The sequence below is a fragment of the Bradyrhizobium sp. Kon58 genome (assembly GCF_055807455.1).
In genome coordinates this window covers 1-317 of the sequence record NZ_JBVVOT010000284.1, presented here as the reverse complement: position 1 = coordinate 317, position 317 = coordinate 1, and the positions used below count along the sequence as shown (strand labels likewise).

1 protein-coding gene is annotated in these 317 nt (G+C 57.4%); it reads left to right on the top strand.

The annotated features are described in order from the left end of the window. Window positions 1–4: 4 nt before the first annotated feature. On the top strand, window positions 5–317 hold a 313-nt coding region (locus tag AC0L20_RS40495), incomplete at its 3' end, for an aminotransferase class III-fold pyridoxal phosphate-dependent enzyme (RefSeq protein ID WP_473295745.1).

The window sequence follows — 317 nt, the reverse complement described above, 5'->3', positions numbered from 1 at the left end:
GTTGATGACTGGCTTCGAACGTTTAAAGAATCGCCATCCGCAGATTGGCGATGTGCGCACCCTCGGCGCGATGGCCGCGGTTGAGTTTGTCGTTGACGAAGGCACCAAAGCGCCCGACAGCGACCTTGCACAGAAAGTGATCGAGCAGGCGCGGTCGCGTGGGCTGCTGCTGATCAAATGCGGCGTCCACCGAAACATTGTGCGCTTTCTCTGCCAGCTCAAATATAGTCAATGCGGCCGCGACATCGCTCTCGGAGGTATTGAGTGGGCAGAGAAAGCGCACAATGTTTCGGTGGACGCCGCATTTGATCAGCAGC